Raw genomic sequence first — 14,968 nt, 5'->3', positions numbered from 1 at the left:
TCCTGCGTTGGATTCGAACCAACGGCCCCCTCATTAAAAGTGAGATGCTCTACCGACTGAGCTAGCAAGACATTTGCTTAAAAAAGAATTGAGATTATACAAAAAAACATTATCACATGTCAAGAAACAAGAAAAAGTATCCAGTACTTTACAATAAAGGCTAACTTTAATTTTTAATAATATAAGTTTATCTCAAATTATAAAAAAGAATGGTGCGGATGAAAGGACTTGAACCTTCACGCCGTGGGGCACCAGATCCTAAGTCTGGCGTGTCTGCCAATTTCACCACATCCGCACAACAATAATAAAGTGGTACGCCCATCAGGATTCGAACCTGAGGCCTACGGCTTAGAAGGCCGTTGCTCTATCCAGCTGAGCTATGAGCGCATAAAGTATTTTAAGTGGCGCGCCCGATAGGAGTCGAACCCATAACCTACAGATCCGAAGTCTGTCGCTCTATCCAATTGAGCTACGAGCGCCCAAAATGGGGTGAGTGATGGGAATCGAACCCACGACCCTCAGGACCACAATCTGATGCTCTAACCGACTGAGCTACACTCACCATTTAACATGGTCGGGGTGAAAGGATTCGAACCTTCGGCCCTCTGGTCCCAAACCAGATGCGCTAACCAGACTGCGCTACACCCCGCCTGAGTCGTGTTTGTAAGTTTATGCCACTACCTCATTAAAAAATCGTATTTTAACTTGTTTTTTTTATAAAGTCAATTAAAAAACACTTAAATTAATAGAAATTATATATAAAAAATAATTCAATCAAAAATATTAATTAATACTTCACAAAATACATAATTTTTTACAAAAGTCAGCTTTTTATACTTCTCTATCTTATTGCCTAACCATAAATTATGACCTTTATTTCACGGATTTTAAGTAGCTTAACACGAATATTTTACAATGACATTACAACAGAATAAATATCGACCTATTATCTATTATGCATTTTATGCTTATCAAAATTTTACCTTCAAATTTAAACATATTTATCTTTTCGGGCTAAAATTTTTTGATTAACATTTTATCCATCATATCATTAGCTTTTCATCGGCGTAAAAATATTATTTAGCTAACATTTTCTTTTTAGCATAGATATTTATACTTTCCACTGCCAATGAAAATGCCATCGCAAAATATATATATCCCTTTGGAATATGAAATCCTAATCCTTCAGCAACAAGCGTCATGCCTACAAGCACTAAAAATGCAAGTGCTAAAATTTTTATAGTTGGGTTATTATCTACAAAATTAGAAATACCTTTTGACGCTATCATCATTACACCAACTGCTAAAATAACAGCTATGATCATTATCTCTATATGCTCAGCCATTCCAACAGCCGTGATAACACTATCAAGAGAAAAAACAATATCCAAAACAGCTATCTCGCTTACGATAACCAAGAAATTTGCATGTGATTTTTTGCTATTTTTATGCTCTTCGCTTTCGCCAGAAACACTAGAATGTATTTCAAGGGTTGATTTTACAAGTAAAAATAGACCGCCCAGTATAAGCACCAAATCTCGGCCGCTTATGCTAAATTCCGCGATAGTAAAGAGTGGCTTCGTAAGCTTCATGATCCAAAACAATGAAAGTAAAAGTAAAATTCTAGTCACCATAGCTAGCCCTAAGCCGACAATCCTACCACTGCCACGCTGCTGCGGAGGTAGTTTACCTACTAAAATAGCGATAAATATAATGTTATCTATGCCTAAAACTATCTCTAAGCCAGTTAACGTAAGTAGTGATATCCACGCTTCTGGCGAACTAAACCATTCAAACATTTGCTTCCTTTGTTAAAATTTTTATTATGCTATCAGGCAAAATTTCATGCTCTATCGCATGGATTTTGCTCTCCCAATCCTCCAAACTCATACTATCTTCTCTTTCAAACGCCCTTTGTGCGATGAGTTTACCTCCGTCAAGCTCCTCGCTCACGTAGTGCACGCTCACACCGCCAAGCATCATGTCACTCTCAAAGCTCTCTTTTATCGCATGAGCGCCTTTAAAAAGTGGCAATATGGAAGGATGTAAATTTATGGCTTTTATCTTTGATATAAAAACAGGAGTTAATATCCTCATAAATCCAGCAAGCACCGTTAGTTCAGCGCCGCTTTTTAAAATTTGCTCCACAACTGCAGCATCAAATTCTTCTCTGTTTGCAAATTTAGCACTCTCTATTATCGTCGTATCAAGCCCAAATTTCTTAGCTCGCTCGATGCCAAATGCACCAGGCTTGTTGCAGATACAAAGGCAAACTTCTATCTTTACGCCATTAAAAATTTGATTATGAACTTTTTTAAGTATCGCTTCTAAATTTGAGCCACTGCCGCTAAAAAGCACGGCTATCTTTTTCGTAAGCATTTTACTCCTTTGATGATGTCTGTTGGCTCCAGCGCGTAGCTGTTTTTGTCAAAATTTCTAAGACTAAGCGCATGAGCTAAAGTGGCTGAGATGGCAGCATCTAGCGGCTCATAGCCTTGAGCCAAAAGTGCTAGCACAAGACCGCTTAGCACGTCGCCGCTGCCGCCTTTTGCAAGCGCGCTTTTACCATAAGGCATGACGTAAATTTGTCCATCTTTGGCGATTATGGTGTTTGCCCCTTTTAGCACAAGAACGGCATTAAATTTCTCACTCCAAGCCTTCGCATAAGCGTATCTATTTTCTTGTAATGTTTTTACGTCGATATCTGCTATATTACAAAGCTTTAAAAGTGAGCAAAATTCCTTTGGATGGGGCGTTAAAACACAGTTTTCATTTAGTAGATCAAGCACTTTTGCGCTGTAAAAGATATCAGCGTCAAGCACTAGCTTTTTGCTCTTTAAAATTTGCGTATCAAGCTCTTCTATGCCCTTTTTGCCAAGCCCCATACCAAGGGCTCCAGCGTTCATTTTTTCGCTTATCTTACTAGCTTGCATGATATGCGTTGGTAAATTTAAACTCTGCTCGCCTATCACGCTAACTAGCCCAGCCCCAAAGGCAAATGCCGCCTTTGCACAAAGCTTGCTAGCTCCTATGTGCTCTCCAGAGATGATAAATGCGTGGCCAAAGTCGCCCTTATTTACGCACTGATTTTTTCTATTTGGAAGCATGAGATCGCATTTTTCAAGCAGATGATAGTCGCTCTCGCACTCGTAGTTTTGAGCGCTTATGCCAAGTGTGGCAACCTTTATCTTGCCAACGTAGTCCTTTGCCACGTCACTATAAAGAGCTAGCTTTCTAGCTCCCATCGTGATAGTGGCGTCTGCTTTTACGCAAGCGCCAAGCACCTTGCCCTCGCTACTTAGCCCACTTGGCACGTCACAAGCGATGATGTAAGCGGGGCTAGCGTTTATTTTTGAGATTAATTCTATGTGCTTTTCGTCTAAATTTCTATTTAGCCCTGAGCCAAAAAGCCCGTCTATGACACAGTTCGTTTCTTTTAAACTAATGTCTATATCGTGGCTTTCGTGCACGTTAGCTAGTTTTGCACGCTCAAGCTGCTTAATGGCTAGTGGCTTTAAATTCTGACTAGCTAAGATAAATTCGCATTCAAACTCGCCCTCTAACATCCTTAAAGCACAAAGCACGTCAGCACCGTTATTCCCACCACCGCAAATGCCAAGCACCCTCTCGCCTTTTTTAAATTTCTTACGGATGAAATTTGCTATGGCTGCGGCTGCATTTTCCATTAAAAGCTCTTCACTAAGGCCAAATTTCTTGCTCGCTCGCTCGTCTAAAATTCTTGTATCTAAATATAAATTTTTCATCTTTATGCCCTAAAACTAAGCGCCTCTAAGATGTGGGGCTTTAAAATTTGCTCACTCTCATCAAGGTCAGCGATACTTCTAGCCACTCTAAGTGTCCTTTTTATGCCTCTTTGAGAAAGATTGTACCTCGAGGCTGCCTTTTGTAAAATTTCTCTTGCTTCATTATCCAGTAGACAAAATTTTTCTACTTGTGCATCATTTAGCTTGCCGTTTAGCTCATCTTGATCGCGCTTTTTTTGAAACATAAACGCCTTTAAAACCATATCGCTCATCTGCTGTGAGCTCAAACTCGCCTTGTCACCTGGCGAGCTCTCGTCCATAGCAACTTTTAAATCAATGCGGTCAAGTACAGGAGCTGAAATTCTTGATTTATAGTTTTTTATCTCATTTTCGCTGCATTTGCAATTTAGGTTGCGAGAGAATAAATTCCCGCAAGGGCATGGATTTTGAGCTGCTACGAAGATAAATTTCGTCTCATAAGTCACTTTTGAATTTACCCTTGCGATGTGGATTTGATTGTCCTCAAGTGGCTCTCTAAGGCTTTCTATCACCTGTTTTGGAAAGTGAGGAAACTCGTCAAAAAAAAGTACTCCGCCATTTGCAAGTGCGATCTCACCGATCTTTGCGACGTTTGAGCCTCCTCCAAAGATCGAGCTTTTAGTCGAGGTGTGATGGGGCGAGCGAAAAGCTCTAATACTTGTAAATTCGCTATCTTGAAGATTTAAAGAGCGGTAGGCGGCAGACTTTAGCACCTCTTCTAAGCTTTGTGGCGCCATGATATAAACTAGGCGTTTTGCACACATGCTCTTGCCACTACCTGGGCTGCCTTCAAATAAAATATTGTGCATGCCAACAGCTGCAATAATGCAGGCTCTTTTGGCGCGATCCTGACCCAAAACGTCCTTAAAATCAAGCTCGAAGTTTAAATTTGGAACATATCTTTTGCCAGAAATTTCTATCACGTTTGAAAATAGCTCATGCGTAGCGTTAAAACGTATACTTTTTGCAAATTCTGCGTCATTAAAAAATCTAATCGCTTCCTCTAGAGTACTAACCGCATAAATCTCTAAATTTGGGATCATTGAAGCTTTTTGTGCTATCTCTTTTGGTACTAAGACTTTTACGTTTTTTACCTGTGTGCTTAAAAAAAGAAGGATTGAGAATAAATTCGCCGTACTTTTTACACTTCCATCAAGTCCAAGCTCGCCAAATACAAAAATTTTCTCTAAGCTTTTTGCCTTTTGAAGAGCTATGAGAAGAGCGATAGCTAGGTCAAAATGTGAGCCGCTCTTTGGTAGATCTGAAGGGGATAAATTTATGGTTATCTTTTGTGCTGGGAAGGAAAAATCAAGTGCTAGAAGTGCTGCTTTTACGCGTTCTGTGCTCTCTTTGATACTTGTGCTTGCAAGCCCAACGATGCTAAAACCAGGTAGCCCACGAGAGAAGATAGACTCAACGTCAATTATCTTTAGCCCATCGCCGTAAGTAGCACATCTTAAAGACTTCATGAAGCTTTTTCTTTTTTTTGCTTTTTGTATTCCTTGTCAAATTTTTTGCGTTTATTAAATCCGATTTTTTCTATAAAAAGATGTCCATCTAAATGATCATTTTCATGCTGGATAGCGATAGCTAAAAGCCCATCAGCCTTTAAGCTTTGCTCTTTGCCAAAGCGATCTTGATATTTGATAGCCACAACTTCATTTCTTTTTACATCTTCATAATACCCAGGCACACTAAGGCAGCCCTCTTGATAGACACACTCACCCTCACGTAGTTCAAATTTTGGGTTTATGATTTCGATTAAATTTTCTTTATCTTGTACGCCTTCATCATTGGCTAAATTTATAATAAAAATTCTTTTTGCGACACCTATCTGAATAGCAGCAAGGCCTATGCCCTCTTTTGCAATCATCGTATCATACATATCATCAAGTAGTTTGTGAAGTTCCTCATCAAAATTTTTAACATCTTTTGAGACTTCATAAAGTTTTTTATTTGGATAAGATAAAACCTCTAAGATCAAGCTCAAACTCCTACTTATTCACCCAAAAATATAGGCTGCTCATCATCTTGTGTTAGTATTAGTTGATCTAACGAGTAAGAGATTAGTTCTTCAGCACTTCTTGTTTTTGTTATCATGCTTGAAACCACTTGGATATCAAGCTTGCACTCTTCACCATCTATCTTCCAAGGTATAGATGAAAGCATATTTAAAATTCTGCTACCGGCTTGTTTTGTACCATTTTCATCAGTATATTTCATAACCATAGCAAAACAGCCATCACCATAATGAGCTACTATATCGCTTCTTCTAGAAGTTCTTAAAAGAAGCTGTGATATAGCTTTATACATATTGTTTCGCTCTTTTAAATTTTTAACACGATTTGTAAATCTATCTTTTGCTCTTACTAGTAAAAACGATGCGTTATAACCATATCTTTTAACGGCTTCTACTTCACTTTGCACTGTGGCTACTAGAAATTTTTTATTATAGACGTCATATGTCGTATCATAAATCGACTGCTCTTCAATAGATTTAAGCATTTTAGCTACTTCGTCATAGCTTACTTTAATGACATCAAGATGCTTATCCATAAGGCTGTTTAATTTTATTAGGTCATGATTAAACGCACTTAAAACATTTTGAAGAGCTAGGATATTTGTATTGTTTTTGAGTGCATCCATGCGCTTTTGCACTAGGCCTCTCATGATGCCTAAATTTTTATAGATTAGCACCACGGCTTGAAGCATGCTTTTTATCTGGATAAATCCTTGCTTTATCTCTTTTTCAATAGAGATATTACCATTTGTAGGCACTGAGATTTCAGAATTTGCGACTATAATATCACCGATCTCTTTTCTAAATTCATCAGGCTGTCCATCAAGCATTTTCTCAAAATAAATAGAGTAATTGTTTGGCGTAGATGGAACATTATCGTCGCTTAATTCATGCAAAACATTTTCTGAAAATCTGTAGATATCTACCTTTTCTTTTTCTAGAATATGTTTTACCTCAACCGCTTTTTTCTTAGGGTCTGGTGCATTATCTATCTTTATCACTTTGGGCCTTATTTAAAACTTTTCTCCAAAATTTTATCGACAAGTCCATACTCTTTAGCTTCAGCCGAGCTCATAAAGAAGTCACGCTCAGTATCTTTTACGATCTTGCTTAGTTTTTGACCTGTATTTTTTGCCAAAATTCCATTTAAAATTTCTTTCAAACGTAAAATTTCGCGAGCTTGTATCTCGATATCAGTCGCTTGTCCTCTAGCACCGCCAAGTGGTTGGTGTATCATGATACGAGAATTTGGCAGTGCATATCTCTTGCCAGGTGCGCCACAGCTTAGTAAAAATGCGCCCATACTAGCGGCCTGACCGATGCAGATAGTGCAAACGTCTGGCTTTATGTAGTTCATCGTGTCATAGATACTAAAGCCACTTGTTATCACGCCGCCTGGTGAGTTTATGTAAAGATAGATATCTTTATCTGGATCCTCAGCCTCTAAAAATAGCAGCTGAGCGACGATAGAAGCAGCCATGCCGTCCTCTATCTCGCCACTTAGCATAACGATCCTATCTTTTAAAAGACGGGAGTATATATCATAGCTTCGCTCACCTCTACTAGTTCTTTCAACTACGACAGGAACGTAATAGCTCATTACTCGGCCTTCTCTTTTTTACTTACTTTTTTCTCGTCTTTTTCTTTGTTAAAGAGCTCACCAAATAGCTTCTCTTCGATCATCGACATCTTTATAGCTGGAAGCATGCCTTGGTTGCGGTACATCTCAAGGTGTGCTTTTGGATCTTGACCGCTTCTATACGCCTCAAAATAGATCGCTTGAACAACCTCTTGATCGCTTACTTTTACGCCTCTTACACGAGCTAGTTCATCGATGATGAAAGTTAAACGAACGCTATTTTCAGCGTCTTTTCTAAACTCGTCACGTTTTTTAGAAAGAGCATCTTTGTCCTCTCTAAATTTTTTCATATCATCTGGAGTAAATGAGCTCCATGCGTTTCTAAACTGCATATCAATCTCTTGCTCGACAATATTTTTTGGCACGTCAAATTTAAATTTCTCGACCGCAGCTTCAGCAAATTTTGGCTTAAGCTCATCATTTATAAGTTTATAAATTTTCTCTTGGCGGATTTGCTCTTTTATACGCTCATCAAGTAGCTCTTCAGTTGGTTTTTCTTCATTTGGAAGTAGAGTTTTTAAAATCTCTTCATCTAGTTTTTCAGGGATCTTTCTCTCTTGAATTTCATGAAGTTTGACTTTAAAAACAGCGTCTTTGCCGGCTAAATGTGCAGCTCCGTAGTTTTCTGGGAATTTAACCTCGATATCTTTTTCGCCACCAGCTTTTATGCCTACCATACCATCTTCAAAGCCTGGGATAAATTGATTTGAACCGATCTCAAGCACATAGTTTTCAGCCTTGCCACCATCAAATGCAACGCCGTCAACAAAGCCTTCAAAGTCAAATTTAGCAAAGTCGCCAACTTTTAGGCCTCTTTTACCATCAATTTTCTCAAGTGGAGCTATCATTTTTAAAAGTTCAGTTTTCTTCTCATCGATATCTTTTTTCAAAACACGTGGGTTTGAAAACTCAGGTATCAAGCTCTCATAGCCGCTCACATCGACGCTTGGTTTAAATGAAACTGTTAGCTCAACATCGATCTTGCCATCTTTTCTGTCAAATTTTGAAACGATAGGCTCGCCGATAAGATCGTCATTTTTCTTGCCTGCTTGTTTTATAGCCTCATCAACAACATCTCTTAAGACATCTTGCTCAGCATCGTTTGTTAGCTCTTTCTCGTAGCGTTTTAGCACAATAGCAACTGGTACATGGCCTTGTCTAAAGCCATCTACTTTCATAGTTTTTGCTGCTTTTTTTGCTAGTTTCTCTACGCTAGATTTTATAGCATCCGCACTTATAGTCGTGCTTGCTAAGGTATTTACGCTATCTAGAGCTTTTGTTTTGATTTCCATCTAATTCCTTTATGAATACAAATTTTTAGCCCAAAATATAGCAGAATTTTCCTTATTTCATTGTAAATTTGTAAATTTTTATAGATATAAAAGGCGTTTTAACGTAGAATCTAGCAATAAAATTATGGAGAAAATTTATGCAAGAGAGTTTTGAAAATTCGGTTAAAAACATGCTAATGATTATAGGCGAAGATCCAAACAGAGAAGGCCTTATAAAGACGCCTGAGCGTGTCTTTAAAGCATTTAAATTTCTAACTAGCGGATATGATGAAGATCCAAAAGAGGCTCTTGGTGACGCACTTTTTACTAGCTCAAATAACGAAATGGTTCTGATGCGAAACATCGAATTTTACAGTCTTTGCGAGCACCATTTGTTGCCTATTATCGGCCGTGTGCATGTGGCGTACATCCCAAATGGCAAGGTCGTTGGCCTTAGTAAAATTCCACGCATGGTAAATATCTACGCAAGACGCTTGCAAATTCAAGAGCAAATGACTGAGCAGATCGCAAAGGCGCTTGAGGACGTAATCGCTCCAAAAGGCGTTGGTGTCGTCGTCGAGGCTAGACATATGTGTGTTGAGATGAGAGGTGTGCAAAAGATAAACTCAACCACTACGACCTCAGCTCTTAGAGGCTGCTTTATCAAAAACGCGGACACAAGGCGGGAGTTTTTCTCGCTTATAAATTCTCCTAGGGAAACGCATTTTTGAGCTTAGAGCATATAAATTTAAAGCTTAAAGAGGGTGTAAAACTCTCAAACACCTTTGGCATCATAACCAAAATCACAGCTACAACTATAGAGATCACCGGACTTCGTCCAAGCATCGGCGACATCGTGCGTATAGTTGCAAAAGATAAGAGCAAAAATGGTCTTGGCATGGTCACGCAAATAAAGACAGATGGCGCTTATATCAGCCCATTTGGCTTTGTTGAGGGCTTTAGGATAGGCGACTTCGTCTATGAGAGCGATCAAGGTATGAGCATACCTGTAGGGCTAAATTTACTAGGCCGCGTGGTAGATCCATTTATGAAGCCCATTGATGGCAAAGGGGCGATCGAGACGACCGAGTACATGCCGATCATGAGAGCGCCGATAGATGCGATGAAAAGAGGGCTTATAAACGAGCCTTTTAGCGTTGGTATAAAGACGATAGATGGGCTGCTTACTTGTGGTAAAGGGCAAAAACTGGGAATTTTTGCAGGTTCAGGTGTCGGCAAATCAACCCTCATGGGCATGATCGTAAAAAACACGCTAGCACCGATAAAAGTAGTCGCGCTAATAGGCGAGCGTGGCCGTGAGGTGCCTGAATTTATAGAAAAAAACCTAGGTGGCGATCTGGAGGGCACGGTTATCATCGTAGCAACCAGCGATGATAGCTCACTCATGCGAAAATATGGTGCCTTTTGTGCGATGAGCGTGGCTGAATACTTCAAACAGCAGGGTAACGACGTGCTTTTCATCATGGATAGCGTCACGCGTTTTGCGATGGCGCAGCGTGAGATCGGCCTTGCACTTGGCGAGCCACCGACCTCAAAGGGCTATCCGCCAAGCTCACTCACACTTTTACCTCAGCTAATGGAGCGCGCTGGTAAAGAGGAGGGCAAGGGCAGTATCACGGCGTTTTTTACAGTGCTAGTTGAGGGCGATGATATGAGCGATCCGATAGCTGATCAAAGCCGCTCTATCCTAGACGGTCACATCGTGCTAAGCCGCGAGCTAACGGACTTTGGCATCTACCCACCTATCAATATCCAAAATTCGGCCTCGCGTGTCATGGGCGATGTGATCAGTAAAGAGCATAAGCTAAATGCAATGAAATTTAAGCGCCTTTACTCGCTTTTAAAAGAAAACGAGGTCCTACTTCGTATCGGTGCATATCAAAAGGGCAGCGACAAGGAGCTTGACCTTGCGATCTCGAAGAAAGAATTTATGGAGAACTTCTTAAAACAAAGTTCAGAAGAGACCTTTGCGCTCGAAGAGGTCGAAGTGCTACTTGATAAGATCAATCAGTAAATTTCTAAAATTTATAAGCCTTTTTATAAAATTTAGCTACTAAAAATATAATAAAAATTTTTATACTAATTGCCAAAGTGATCACGCATTACTTCTTTACTTCGGATGTAAAAATCGCACTCAAAGACCTATAAATTTCTATTTTCTCATCTCTTTTTTGATTTCAAATGGTGCTGCTACAAATATCATGAAAGAGATTTTGAAATTTATGAGGCTTTTTATTTTAGACTTCGTGAGACGGCTATTTTTGTATTGCACAAAATTATAAGGTTCTAGTAAAACTTTTTTAAAGCACCAAACGTGCAAATACGCATTCCAAACAGCGATCACAAAGTAGGCAAATTCCAAAATTTGGATTTTACAAAAACTTACTCATTTACAAAAACTGCGGTAGTAAATTTGAGACAAGCGAACAAGCTAAATTTATACTAAGTAGCTATATACTGATATCTGGCTTGCTGTAAATTTTGGTAGCAATCATAGCGTAAATTTAACTATGAAAGCAAAATTTTATATTTAGATCATAATCTCTGGTACTTTAAACTTCGCCTAGCAGCAAAAAGTATATGCCATATAAGATGTAAATTTTGGAAAAGCTTAATAGCCAAAACCTATTTTTTCTCATCAAAGCTTGAGTTTAGCTTACACTTTCCCTGACTTTGGCGGCGGCAAACGCATAAATTCTAATTAGATAAAAGCAGATTCCTCGCCAATGTCAGTGGCTCTTGCTTATTTATATTTATTTAAATTTATACAAACAATAAAATCAAGAGAGAAAGGCTTAAGAGCCAAATCCCATCTTTTTATCTTCGCCAAAACTTGAGTTTAGCTCGCGCTCTATCGTCGTTTTAAAGTCCTCAAAGGTAAAAATCCCATCATCTTTTATAGCGACTTTTAAAGCGGTATTTTTTAGTGCAAGGACGATCTGCGCGCCACTTAGGTTAAACTCAGCCAGTCTTTCTACGCTAAAGCCATCTTCAAAGCTCGCATTTTCAGGCAAAATTTTACGCCAAATGGCAAGCCTGCCGTTAAAATCAGGCTTTTTAAACTCGATCTTGTAGTCAAACCTTCTAGAAAACGCCACGTCAAGGCTTTGTAAGAAATTTGTCGTAGCGATCAGCACGCCCTCAAAGCGCTCGATCTGCTCTAAAAAGATATTTTGCATTTGATTATGCATCTTTTCAGCCCCGCTCGAGCTCTCCACTCTCGTGCTTAAAAACTGATCGGCCTCGTTTAGCAAGAGCACCGGCTCGCTGCCACTTTTTTTGCAAATTTCTTTGTAAGTGTCAAAAATTTTCCTTACATTTTGCTCGCTCTCGCCGACATATTTGCTTAAAATTTTTGAGCAGTCAAAGCTTAAAATTTGCTTCTTTAGACTCTTTGCAAGCCCAACGGCGCTCATCGTCTTACCAGTGCCAGGCTCGCCGTAAAAGATGATCTTAGCGTCTATGTTTTTTCTAGTTTTTATGCCCCAGCTGCTAAGTCTAGCAAGCACTTTTTTATCGACTTGCTTTAGTATCGTACTTAAAAGCTGCTTTGTCTTTTCGTTTAGCACGACGTCTTCTAGGCTCGTTACTGGCTCAATGAGCTCAAAAATTTCTTGCTCTTTTACCAGGCTTTCGATCTTGATTTTCTTGCTATTTTTATCATTTTTTGGATGCATTATGCTTTGCAAAATTTCTTCATTTATAAAAAAGCTCTTGCTAACGTTGCCATAAGCGTTTAAAACCTCGTCGTAGTCAATGAGTGCGCCCTCTATGAGCCTTGAGCCATCCTCTAAAAGAGTACGATTTTTGATGCGTTCAAGCTCGTCTTTGCTTATTAGCCCAACTAGCGTGTTTAGATCTCGTCCGTTTTCAAAATCGCCCGCGTACTCCTCTTTTAAAAGGGCTAAAAATATGATCTGCTCTTTTTCATCAAGTGAGTTTTCTTTAAAAATTTGCTCTATTTTTAGGCTAATCTTGCTTAGTTTGACGCGCTCGTTGATTCGCTTTGTAAGTTCAGAAATTTGTTCATTTATGCGCTTTTTTGCATCACTTGAGCCATCGCCAAAAATGGCAGCCTTTGAGTAAAGCTCCACCTTTAAAAACTGATCTTTTAAATACTCCAAATGATCCTCATATGGCGTAAGCTCTGGTAAATTTATATCAGCGTTGCCATCTTCAAGAATTTTTAAAAATGTGGCTGATAGAGAAATTTCAGAATGAAGCAACGAAAGAAGCCCTTGAGCTGAAGCCCTTTGTGTACTCTCAGGTATTTTAAAAAGACTATAATTTTGTACAATCCAACCGCTATCAAGCAAATTTTTTATAAATTTTAGATACAAAAGCTGCTTATCATTTTGCGTGCCAAAGACTGCTCCAAGTAGCTCAAAAACACTCATATTAGCTGTTCCTTGCACATAAGCTTTACTTAGATATTTTAAAATTTCTCCCTCTTCGTCACCACACTTTATCAGCTCGTAAATTTTGCTTTTTTTGAGGTCTTGGTTTAAAAAATCAAGCAAGTATTTCACTAAAATTTATCCTTCATCTGCTCTATTTGCTCTTTTAATACACGTTTTAGCACCTTACCAGTGGCATTTCTAGGCAACTCTTCGGCAAAATAGATACTCTTTGGTATCTTGAAATTCGCTAAATTTTTCTTCAAATGCTCTCTTACCGTCTTTTCATCAAGATCCATGCCATCTTTTACCTGAATAAAGGCCACAACCTCTTCATCGGCATGTACGTCTTTTACACCAATTACCGCTGTTGCTTCAACTGCTTCAAGTTTGTAAATAACCTCTTCGATCTCACGTGGATAGATGTTAATGCCCTTTGATATGATGAGGTCTTTTTTACGATCAACGATATAGATAAAGCCCTCTTCATCGACTTTGCCAAGATCTCCGGTCTTTAACCAGCCGTTTATTATGGTCTCATCAGTGATGCTTGACATACCATAGTAGCCTTGCATGACGCAGTCGCCCTTTATGATGATCTCACCGATCTGGCCAACTGGAAGCTCCATCATCTCATCATTTACGATCTTTACCTCATAGCCATCAAGCACTGGCCCTACACTTAACAGCTTTTGTTTATCATATAAATTTGCAGCTACGACTGGCGAGCATTCGCTAAGGCCATATCCCTCGACAAGTGTTGCACGTGGAAATTTCACCCTAAAGTCATCTATAGTCTGCTTTGCAAGCGGAGCTGCACCACTTACAAATAATCTAATGCGGTTAAACCATCTAAAATACCAAGGAATTTTTGCCTTACCGATAGCTGTATAGATGGCTGGGATTCCTAAAAATACAGTTACACGCTTTAACAAGGTTTGTTTTAACACATTTGAAAATGGAAATACTGATTTTACAAGAACCATCGAAGCGCTCGCAAATATCGGAAGCAACACCATTGCAGTTAGCGTAAAACTATGAAACATCGGCAAAAAGACTATGAAACGATCACTTTTTTTTACTATGAAACGATCATGAGCTCCAATTAAATTTGAAAAGATATTTTTATAGCTTATCATCGCACCCTTTGGCTTACCCGTAGTACCTGAAGTGTAAATTATATGCATTAAATCATCTATTACCGGATACTTTGTGATACTAAGAGCATATTTGTGATTTAGAGTTTCTGTAAAATTTATGTTTTTAATAAGGCCATTATTTTCATAGCCCTTGCTCATATCCTCTTTTGAAATTTGAGGCGTTGAAGTGAGATATGCACTCTCGCCATACTCTTCGTCAGTGTCTATATATTCATCCTTTGAGGCACTTTGAAGTTTCTTTGGTATTGCTCCGATCCAGATTATCTTTCTTAAAATTTCAAGCTCATTTAATGCGATTAACTCTTTTGCAAGCGAGCTAGACGCAAAAAGCACCTTTGCGCCGCAATCATTTATGATATATTCAAACTCATTTGCTTTTAAAAAAGTATTCATAGGCACTGCGATACCGCCTATTGCGGTTATCGCAAGGTATGAGATGATAAATTCTTTCGAGTTTGTAACCGCCATAGCTACTTTATCACCAAATTTTACTCCAGCAAGTTGCAAATAAGCTGCCACTTTATCGACATTTTGCTTTAATTCGCGATATTTTAGCTTCTCTTTTTCTTCAAAAAGAACTACTTGATTTGGATTTTCCTTTGCTACTTTGGTTAAAATTTCATAAAAATTATTATAAGAGTATCGCATTCTTGACCC

At 38.8% G+C, this 14,968-nt stretch carries 13 protein-coding genes and 6 tRNA genes; 3 read left to right on the top strand and 16 right to left on the bottom strand.

Annotation, left to right across the window (positions count from 1 at the left end):
• The 14 genes from CYO92_RS03020 to tig all read right to left on the bottom strand — a co-directional run bounded on the left by CYO92_RS03020 (window position 1) and on the right by tig (window position 8,754).
• A tRNA-Lys gene (locus CYO92_RS03020) sits at window positions 1-69 on the bottom strand.
• A gap of 141 nt (window positions 70-210) precedes the next feature.
• Window positions 211-295, bottom strand: a tRNA-Leu gene (locus CYO92_RS03015).
• A gap of 15 nt (window positions 296-310) precedes the next feature.
• A tRNA-Arg gene (locus CYO92_RS03010) sits at window positions 311-387 on the bottom strand.
• A 15-nt stretch (window positions 388-402) separates the two neighbouring features.
• Window positions 403-479: transfer RNA gene (locus CYO92_RS03005), tRNA-Arg, on the bottom strand.
• A 6-nt stretch (window positions 480-485) separates the two neighbouring features.
• A tRNA-His gene (locus CYO92_RS03000) sits at window positions 486-562 on the bottom strand.
• Window positions 563-571: 9 nt separating this feature from the next.
• Window positions 572-649 (bottom strand) — tRNA-Pro (locus CYO92_RS02995).
• A 427-nt stretch (window positions 650-1,076) separates the two neighbouring features.
• Complete coding sequence (locus CYO92_RS02990) at window positions 1,077-1,799, bottom strand: TerC family protein (RefSeq protein WP_103588750.1); 723 nt, start codon at window positions 1,797-1,799, stop codon at window positions 1,077-1,079.
• Entirely contained in the window at window positions 1,792-2,379 is a 588-nt protein-coding gene (purN, locus tag CYO92_RS02985; protein ID WP_103588749.1) for a phosphoribosylglycinamide formyltransferase, read from the bottom strand. The genes CYO92_RS02990 and purN overlap by 8 nt, the downstream gene beginning before the upstream one ends.
• Window positions 2,361-3,764 (bottom strand): NAD(P)H-hydrate dehydratase, encoded by a 1,404-nt coding sequence (locus CYO92_RS02980; RefSeq protein WP_103588748.1) that lies wholly within the window; start codon window positions 3,762-3,764, stop codon window positions 2,361-2,363. Before CYO92_RS02980 ends, purN begins: the two co-directional genes overlap by 19 nt.
• 2 nt (window positions 3,765-3,766) lie before the next feature.
• On the bottom strand, window positions 3,767-5,272 hold the full coding sequence (locus tag CYO92_RS02975) for a YifB family Mg chelatase-like AAA ATPase (RefSeq protein WP_103588747.1): 1,506 nt from the start codon (window positions 5,270-5,272) through the stop codon (window positions 3,767-3,769).
• Window positions 5,269-5,787, bottom strand: a complete 519-nt coding sequence (gene def / locus CYO92_RS02970) for a peptide deformylase (RefSeq protein WP_103588746.1) — start codon at window positions 5,785-5,787, stop codon at window positions 5,269-5,271. The genes CYO92_RS02975 and def overlap by 4 nt, the downstream gene beginning before the upstream one ends.
• Before the next feature lie 14 nt (window positions 5,788-5,801).
• A complete protein-coding gene (locus CYO92_RS02965; RefSeq protein ID WP_103588745.1) occupies window positions 5,802-6,824 on the bottom strand; it encodes a GGDEF domain-containing protein in 1,023 nt (340 codons plus the stop codon).
• 8 nt (window positions 6,825-6,832) lie between these two features.
• Window positions 6,833-7,423, bottom strand: coding sequence for an ATP-dependent Clp endopeptidase proteolytic subunit ClpP (clpP, locus tag CYO92_RS02960; protein ID WP_004317374.1), 591 nt, complete (start codon window positions 7,421-7,423; stop codon window positions 6,833-6,835).
• Window positions 7,423-8,754 (bottom strand): trigger factor, encoded by a 1,332-nt coding sequence (gene tig, locus CYO92_RS02955; protein WP_103588744.1) that lies wholly within the window; start codon window positions 8,752-8,754, stop codon window positions 7,423-7,425. Before tig ends, clpP begins: the two co-directional genes overlap by 1 nt.
• 137 nt (window positions 8,755-8,891) lie before the next feature.
• Here tig and folE point away from each other — a divergent pair, with 137 nt between their 5' ends.
• From folE to CYO92_RS09495, 3 genes are all read left to right on the top strand, one after another.
• Window positions 8,892-9,464 carry a GTP cyclohydrolase I FolE gene (gene folE / locus CYO92_RS02950; RefSeq protein WP_103588743.1) on the top strand — a complete coding sequence of 191 codons (573 nt, stop codon included), beginning with the start codon at window positions 8,892-8,894 and terminating at the stop codon, window positions 9,462-9,464.
• An 11-nt stretch (window positions 9,465-9,475) separates the two neighbouring features.
• Window positions 9,476-10,768 carry a flagellar protein export ATPase FliI gene (gene fliI / locus CYO92_RS02945; RefSeq protein WP_429827533.1) on the top strand — a complete coding sequence of 431 codons (1,293 nt, stop codon included), beginning with the start codon at window positions 9,476-9,478 and terminating at the stop codon, window positions 10,766-10,768.
• Between the two features lie 300 nt (window positions 10,769-11,068).
• On the top strand, window positions 11,069-11,200 hold the full coding sequence (locus tag CYO92_RS09495) for a hypothetical protein (RefSeq protein ID WP_258030516.1): 132 nt from the start codon (window positions 11,069-11,071) through the stop codon (window positions 11,198-11,200).
• A gap of 349 nt (window positions 11,201-11,549) precedes the next feature.
• Here CYO92_RS09495 and CYO92_RS02935 read toward each other — a convergent pair whose 3' ends face one another.
• Both CYO92_RS02935 and CYO92_RS02930 read right to left on the bottom strand, forming a co-directional pair.
• Window positions 11,550-13,283, bottom strand: a complete 1,734-nt coding sequence (locus CYO92_RS02935) for an ATP-binding protein (protein ID WP_103588740.1) — start codon at window positions 13,281-13,283, stop codon at window positions 11,550-11,552.
• Window positions 13,283-14,959 (bottom strand): fatty acid--CoA ligase, encoded by a 1,677-nt coding sequence (locus CYO92_RS02930; RefSeq protein ID WP_103588739.1) that lies wholly within the window; start codon window positions 14,957-14,959, stop codon window positions 13,283-13,285. Before CYO92_RS02930 ends, CYO92_RS02935 begins: the two co-directional genes overlap by 1 nt.
• Window positions 14,960-14,968: the final 9 nt, after the last annotated feature.

The sequence above is a fragment of the Campylobacter concisus genome (assembly GCF_002913715.1).
Taxonomy (GTDB): domain Bacteria; phylum Campylobacterota; class Campylobacteria; order Campylobacterales; family Campylobacteraceae; genus Campylobacter_A; species Campylobacter_A concisus_AG.
This window is presented reverse-complemented; position numbering and strand designations above follow the sequence as displayed.

Coding starts and splice junctions, on each gene's coding strand:
- CYO92_RS02990 (WP_103588750.1), bottom strand. CDS start 1,799: ATGTTTGAATGGTTTAGTTCGCCAGAAGCGTGGATATCACTACTTACG.
- purN (WP_103588749.1), bottom strand. CDS start 2,379: ATGCTTACGAAAAAGATAGCCGTGCTTTTTAGCGGCAGTGGCTCAAAT.
- CYO92_RS02980 (WP_103588748.1), bottom strand. CDS start 3,764: ATGAAAAATTTATATTTAGATACAAGAATTTTAGACGAGCGAGCGAGC.
- CYO92_RS02975 (WP_103588747.1), bottom strand. CDS start 5,272: ATGAAGTCTTTAAGATGTGCTACTTACGGCGATGGGCTAAAGATAATT.
- clpP (WP_004317374.1), bottom strand. CDS start 7,423: ATGAGCTATTACGTTCCTGTCGTAGTTGAAAGAACTAGTAGAGGTGAG.
- tig (WP_103588744.1), bottom strand. CDS start 8,754: ATGGAAATCAAAACAAAAGCTCTAGATAGCGTAAATACCTTAGCAAGC.
- folE (WP_103588743.1), top strand. CDS start 8,892: ATGCAAGAGAGTTTTGAAAATTCGGTTAAAAACATGCTAATGATTATA.
- CYO92_RS02930 (WP_103588739.1), bottom strand. CDS start 14,959: ATGCGATACTCTTATAATAATTTTTATGAAATTTTAACCAAAGTAGCA.